Origin of the sequence: Kitasatospora saccharophila (assembly GCF_039529925.1) — a bacterium.
Lineage (GTDB): Bacteria > Actinomycetota > Actinomycetes > Streptomycetales > Streptomycetaceae > Kitasatospora > Kitasatospora saccharophila.
In genome coordinates this window covers 128,385-134,400 of record NZ_BAAANS010000021.1, presented here as the reverse complement: position 1 = coordinate 134,400, position 6,016 = coordinate 128,385, and the positions used below count along the sequence as shown (strand labels likewise).

The window sequence follows — 6,016 nt, the reverse complement described above, 5'->3', positions numbered from 1 at the left end:
CGGGTGGACACCATCACCCAGGGCACCGCCGTCACCAAGTACGTCTACGACGCGGACGGCAACCAGCTGATCCGCCGCGACCTCGGCTCGGGCCAGACCACCCTGTTCGCAGGTGACACCGAGATCGTCGTCAACACCTCCACCACCCCGAAGGTCCTGCTCGGCGCGGTGCGCACCTACAGCGCCGGCGGCAAGGTGATGGCCGTGGTCTCCAACCTGCCCGGCGGCGGAGTGAGCTACCTGATCGCGGACCCGCACGACACCGCGACCCTGGCCGTCGACACCACCAGCCAGGCGGTGAGCCGCAAGCAGTACAAGCCCTACGGGCAGACCCGCGGCACCAGCACCGGCTGGCCCGACCCCACCCGCGGCTTCCTCGCCAAACCGGTCAGCCCCACCACCGGCTACACCGACGTCGGCGCCCGCGAGTACGACCCCGTGCTCGGCCGGTTCATCAGCGGTGACCCGGTGCTCCAGGCGGACGACCCGCAGCAGCTCGGCGGCTACGCGTACGCCGGCAGCAACCCGACCACCCACAGCGACCCGACCGGTCTGAGCCGCGCCCCGGTCGAGACGGACGATCCCCAACTGGTGGGGTCGCCGCCGCCTCCGCCGCCGTGCGGTGGGATGTGCAAATCTGCCTACGGCACGGACGACAACAGCGGCGACGACTACAATTGTTGGTGCTACGACGGCTACGAGGACGCGAAGAACCAGGGCTGGGGAACGTACGAGGAGGGCGGGAAGCGGGTCTTCCCCCACCACCGCTACGCGACCGCTGAGCAGGCACCCAAGGACAACGGCATCATCATGGTGCGGTTCTACATCCAGGATAAGACAGCGGTCTTCGGAGAGCTGTACGGTGACAACCGGAGCTGGTCCGACGACCCGAAGGCCGGTTATCGGATGGAGCTTTTCTGGGACACCGCGACCGGTGAGGTCTCGTTCACCGTCGCGCCCTCCCACACGACACCCTCTGAGGGGACCATGGGGTGCCTGACCTGCGGGATAGCGCCGGCCCCCGCTCAGCCGTCGCATATGATCCCGGCGAAGGACATCGTGGAAGGGCCGATGAACCTGGGCGTCAACGTGCAGCACCAGAACTCCATCAATGCCAACTGGGTGGGACCCGGTGGGCTCAACGTGGACATCCACGGCATCAACAGCATGCTGCCGGTCTTCGCGGTCGACACCCACATCAAGGTGGACGTCAACGAGTGCGGGTCGGTCGGAGTGGGACGCGTCGGCGACGCCTATCCGAACATGGAGGTGGTCCAGTACCGCAGGGGCCAAGCGCCGAAGACCGTCGCGAGGGACGAGGAGCGAGGTTTGGGCGGCCTTGAGACGGGGTTCAACGCCATGCCGTGGTTCAAAAACACCGACCGCCACTGGAGCGATGGAATGCCGGACAAGTGACCACCACAACCACCGGTGCCCGGCGTGAAGGCGGACGCTGGTTCCTACGGTCCGCGGCCCGCTACCTGCTGCTGTTCGCCGGGCTCTGGTTCGGCGGCGGCGGCCTGGTCTCCCTGCTGGCCACCGGAGAGGCGTCCTACACGTCCACCCAGAACGAACTGGGCCTGATCGATGTCGGGCTGGTGCTCTTCTGCGTGGTCGGGATTCCCTCCCTGGTCATCATCCCGCTGGTCGGGAGGCTCCGGAAGCGTGAGTCCTTCCGGCCGGTGGCGACCATCGCGCTCCTCCTGCCGGTGCTGCTCCTGCTGATGGGGGGAGGCGGGGCGGCCTTCCTGGCCCTGGTGGCGATCCAGGTCGCCTTCGGCGCCTGGCTGATGCCACGGGAGTGATCCCCTAGCACGCCCACAGAACGGACAGTGGCACCGACCCGACCGGGTCGGTGCCACTGTCCGTCCGGCCCGCGCCCCGTACCCTGGAGGCACAGCACGCCGGGAAAAAAGGGGAGTCCACGTGTCACCGCGTCGCAACCGGATCGAGAAGTCCGAGGAACGGGGCGGCGGCGCACCGATGGGGAGTTCGCTGCGGCGGACCGAGGAGTACCGGGGCGAGGAGTGGGTGGTGCAGACCGTGGCGGGCACCGCCGGGCGGTACTACCGGTGCCCCGGCTGCGACCAGGAGATCCCGCCCGGCGTCGGGCACGTGGTGGCCTGGCCCGACCACGGCGGCGGCGTGGACGACCGGCGGCACTGGCACCGGGCCTGCTGGGGAGCGCGGGAGCGCCGCGGCTCCAACCTCCAGCGGGGCCGCGGCGCTCCGAAGTACTGACGGCTGACGGGAGCTCAGGCGTCGCGCTTCTGCAGGACCAGGTAGCCGCAGACCAGTGCGGCGGCCGTCCACAGCGCGCAGATCAGCAGGCCGACCCACGGGCCGTACGGCTGGTCGCTGGGCTGGTAGACCTGGATGGCGGCGGAGCCCGCGCGGTCCGGGAAGTAGCGCGCCACGTTCTCCACCCAGGGCACGATCGACAGGATCGGCGAGAGCAGGAAGAAGAACGGCATCAGGATGCCCAGGGCCAGGGTCTGGTTGCGCAGGACCACCGTCATGCCGGCCGAGAACAGGCACAGCAGGGTCAGGTAGCAGGCGGCGCCGAACACCGCCCGCAGCACGTTCGGCTCGCCCAGGCCGGTGGAGTGCCCGCCCAGCGCGGCCTGGCCGGCGAAGAAGGTGATGAACACCGTCACCAGCGATACCGCCAGGGCGATCCCGGTGAGCACGGCGATCTTCGCGGTCATCAGGATCGCGCGCTGCGGGACGGCGGCCAGCGAGACCCGGATCATGCCGCTGCTGTACTCGTTGCCGACAGCGAGCACGCCGAACACCACGATGGCCAGCTCGCCCAGGATGATGCCGGAGAAGGCGGTGCTGGTGGCGTCGAACGGCGTGTGCAGGTCCTTGGTGGCGTCCTCGTAGTTCAGGTTGGTCACCAGCGAGATCAGGAAGCCGGCGATCAGGGTGACCAGGAAGGTCGCGGCGAGGGTCCAGACGGTGGAGCGGACGCTGCGGACCTTCGTCCACTCGGACTGCGCGACGGCGGGGAACGCGGCCATCTCAGTTCTCCTTCCCGGTCCGGCGGTTGTCCCAGCCTGCGCCCCAGGCCGGTGCGGGTGCGGGCTCGTCGGTGCTTCCGGTGCGGTACTCCACCGACTCGGCCGTCATCTGCATGAACGCCTCCTCCAGCGAGGCCTGCTGCGGGCTCAGCTCGTGCAGGGTGACGCCGTGCGCGGCGGCCAGCTCGCCGAGCACCACCGGGTCGCCGTCGACCACCTCCCAGGCGCCGTCCGGGCCGGCCTCGGCGGTCAGGCCGGCGCCGTGCAGGGCGTTCAGCAGTTGCTCCTGGTGCGGGGTGCGCAGCCGGACGGCCGAGCGGGAGTTGCGCTTGATGAACTCGGCCATCGGCAGGTCGGCGAGCAGCCGGCCGCGGCCGATCACCACCAGGTGGTCGGCGGTCAGCGCCATCTCGCTCATCAGGTGCGAGGAGACGAAGACGGTGCGGCCCTCCGAGGCCAGCCGCTTCATCAGGTTGCGGATCCACAGGATGCCCTCGGGGTCGAGCCCGTTGACCGGCTCGTCGAACATCAGGGTCTGCGGGTCGGCCAGCAGCGCGGAGGCGATGCCCAGGCGCTGGCCCATGCCGAGCGAGAAGCCGCGGGCGCGCTTCTTCGCCACCGCGGTCAGGCCGACCAGGTCGAGCACCTCGTCGACCCGGGCGCGCGGCACCCGGTTCGACTGGGCCAGCCACAGCAGGTGGTCGTACGCGGTGCGGCCGGGGTGCACCGCCTTGGCCTCCAGCAGGGCGCCGATCCGGCGCAGCGGGTCCTGGATCTCGGCGTAGTGCTTGCCGCCGATGGTGACCTCGCCGCTGGTGGGGTGGTCCAGGTCGAGGATCATCCGCATGGTGGTGGACTTGCCGGCGCCGTTCGGGCCGAGGAAGCCGGTCACCACGCCCTCCGGGATGCGGAAGCTCAGATCGTCGACGGCCAACTTGTCGCCGTAACGCTTCGTCAGGTGGTGCAACTCGATCATGTGCCGCTCCTTGGTCTCTGGCCAGGTTATGGCAAAAAGCGGATGAATCGGACAACCTGCGCCCGGGGTGCGCCCGCCGGGCCCTACGGTGGAACCATGACCTCGTCCAGCGCGCCGACCGTCCGCGAGAACGGCACCGGCACCCCGCTCGTCCTGCTGCACGCCTTCCCGCTCCCCGCGCGGATGTGGGAGGTCCAACTGGAGCGCGTACCCGGCCCGGCCGGGGACGACGCCCGGGTGATCGCACCGGACCAGCGCGGCTTCGGCACCGCCCCGCTCGGCGACCTCCCCCCGTCGCTGGACACCGCCGCCGACGACCTCGCCGACCTGCTGGACGGCCTCGGCGTCGAGCGCGCCGTGCTGGGCGGCCTGTCGATGGGCGGCTACGTCGCGATGGCCTTCGCCCGCCGCCACCCCGAGCGGCTGGCCGGACTCGTCCTCGCCGACACCAAGGCCACCACCGACACCGACGCCGCCCGCGCCAACCGGGAACGCGTCGCCGCCGCCGTCCTGGAACGCGGCAGCGTCGACCTGCTGATCGAGGAGCGGATGGCGGAGAACCTGCTCGCCCCCGGCACCGACCCCGAACTCACCGACGCCGTACGGAAGATGATCGCCGAGGCGGACCCGGCCGCGGTCGCCTGGGCGCAGCGCGCGATGGCCGCCCGCCCCGACTCGCTGGACGAACTGGCCGCCCTGGAGGTGCCCGCCGCGGTCATCGTCGGCGAGCTCGACACCGTCACCCCGCTCAGCGAGGCCCGGATGATGGCCGAGGCGCTCTCCGACGCCGAGCTGACGGTCATCCCGGCCGTCGGCCACCTCTCCTCGCTGGAGGCCCCGGAGACCTTCAACGCCGCCGTCCGGGCCCTGCTCAAGCGCGTCAAGTAGCCGGGACCGGGCCGGAACGCCGAAGGGGCCCGGAGCGAGAGCTCCGGGCCCCTTCGGGCACTTCAGGACTTCAGCGGTGTCCCGACAAGGCGGTCAGGCCGTCAGCGCGACTGCTGCGCCGGCACGCCCAGCGAGTCGTCGGTCGGCAGCGAGGCCGCCGCGACCGCCGCACCGGTCAGCGTGGCCAGCATCTCGCGGACGTTGGTCAGCTGCGCGTTGATCGAGTCGCGGCGGTTGGTGAGCGCCGCCAGCTCGCGCTCCGACTCGCTGCGGACCCGGTCGGCCTTGGCGTTGGCGTCGGCCACGATGTCCTCGGCCTGGCGCTGCGCCGTCTCGATGGTCTGGCGGGAACGGCGCTCCGCGTCGGTGCGCAGCTTCTCCGCCTCCAGGCGGAGCTGCTCGGCGCGGTGCTCGATCTCGGCCAGCCGCTTCTCGGCCTTGGCCTGGCGGGCCGCCAGGTCGCGCTCGGACTGCTCCCGGCGCTTGGCCAGGTTGGTCTCGAACTCCAGGGCGGCCTGCGCGGCCTTGGTGCGGGTCTCCTCGAAGAGGGCGTCCGCCTCCTCGCGCTTGTTCTGCGCGTCCTTGTTGGCCTCGGCGCGCAGCTGGGCCGCGTCCGACTTGGCCTTGTCGACGATCCGCAGGCCCTCGTCCTCCGCCTTGGCCTTGCGGTCCTTGGCGTAGTTCTCGGCCTCGGTGCGGACCTGCTGCGCGGCGGCCTCGGCGAGCTCGCGGTGCTGCTCGGCGGCGCGGTGCGCCTCGTCGCGCAGGTCCTTGGCCTCCTCCTCGGCGAGGCGGAGGATCTTCTCGACGCGGGCACCGAGACCGGCGTACGAGGGCTCCGCGTCGGTGACCGCGGCCTGGGCCGTCTGGGTCTCCAGGTGGAGCTCCTCGATGCGCTTCTCCAGCGCGCTGATCCGGGAGAGCGCGCTGTCTCGGTCGGCCACCAGCTTGGCGATCCGCTCGTCGACCTGGGCGCGCTCGTACCCACGGCGTACCAGGTCGAAGCCGTGCGGGGAGTGACTGTCGCTCATGGGATTTCTGGGCTTCCTGTCGTCAAACCGCTGAGATGGTTGAGGGAATCCTGACACGGTACCGGAGTGTCAACGGCGAAACACCGTCGGTTCGCGGA

Annotated in this window: 7 protein-coding genes; 4 read left to right on the top strand and 3 right to left on the bottom strand. The window is 70.8% G+C overall.

The window, feature by feature from the left end:
- From ABD345_RS17355 to ABD345_RS17345, 3 genes are all read left to right on the top strand, one after another.
- The coding region (locus tag ABD345_RS17355; RefSeq protein ID WP_344553077.1) for an RHS repeat-associated core domain-containing protein at positions 1 to 1,416 on the top strand (1,416 nt) is incomplete at its 5' end.
- Positions 1,413 to 1,805: a hypothetical protein gene (locus tag ABD345_RS17350; protein WP_344553075.1), complete on the top strand. Its 393-nt coding sequence runs from the start codon at positions 1,413 to 1,415 to the stop codon at positions 1,803 to 1,805. The genes ABD345_RS17355 and ABD345_RS17350, both read left to right, overlap by 4 nt.
- A 121-nt stretch (positions 1,806 to 1,926) precedes the next feature.
- Positions 1,927 to 2,241 (top strand): ATP/GTP-binding protein, encoded by a 315-nt coding sequence (locus ABD345_RS17345; RefSeq protein WP_380274612.1) that lies wholly within the window; start codon positions 1,927 to 1,929, stop codon positions 2,239 to 2,241.
- Between the two features lie 14 nt (positions 2,242 to 2,255).
- Here the strand turns inward: ABD345_RS17345 and ABD345_RS17340 are convergent, their stop codons facing one another.
- Positions 2,256 to 3,023 carry an ABC transporter permease gene (locus ABD345_RS17340; protein WP_344553073.1) on the bottom strand — a complete coding sequence of 256 codons (768 nt, stop codon included), beginning with the start codon at positions 3,021 to 3,023 and terminating at the stop codon, positions 2,256 to 2,258.
- Position 3,024: 1 nt separating this feature from the next.
- A complete protein-coding gene (locus ABD345_RS17335) occupies positions 3,025 to 3,999 on the bottom strand; it encodes an ABC transporter ATP-binding protein (protein ID WP_344553072.1) in 975 nt (324 codons plus the stop codon).
- Positions 4,000 to 4,095: 96 nt separating this feature from the next.
- Between ABD345_RS17335 and ABD345_RS17330 the strand changes: the two genes are divergently transcribed.
- A complete protein-coding gene (locus ABD345_RS17330; RefSeq protein ID WP_344553071.1) occupies positions 4,096 to 4,887 on the top strand; it encodes an alpha/beta fold hydrolase in 792 nt (263 codons plus the stop codon).
- A gap of 101 nt (positions 4,888 to 4,988) precedes the next feature.
- Here ABD345_RS17330 and ABD345_RS17325 read toward each other — a convergent pair whose 3' ends face one another.
- Complete coding sequence (locus ABD345_RS17325) at positions 4,989 to 5,918, bottom strand: coiled-coil domain-containing protein (RefSeq protein ID WP_100836326.1); 930 nt, start codon at positions 5,916 to 5,918, stop codon at positions 4,989 to 4,991.
- Between the last annotated feature and the right edge of the window lie 98 nt (positions 5,919 to 6,016).

Excerpts from the sequence above, each read along its gene's own strand:
- ABD345_RS17340 (WP_344553073.1), bottom strand. The coding sequence starts at position 3,023 with ATGGCCGCGTTCCCCGCCGTCGCGCAGTCCGAGTGGACGAAGGTCCGC.
- ABD345_RS17335 (WP_344553072.1), bottom strand. The coding sequence starts at position 3,999 with ATGATCGAGTTGCACCACCTGACGAAGCGTTACGGCGACAAGTTGGCC.
- ABD345_RS17330 (WP_344553071.1), top strand. The coding sequence starts at position 4,096 with ATGACCTCGTCCAGCGCGCCGACCGTCCGCGAGAACGGCACCGGCACC.
- ABD345_RS17325 (WP_100836326.1), bottom strand. The coding sequence starts at position 5,918 with ATGAGCGACAGTCACTCCCCGCACGGCTTCGACCTGGTACGCCGTGGG.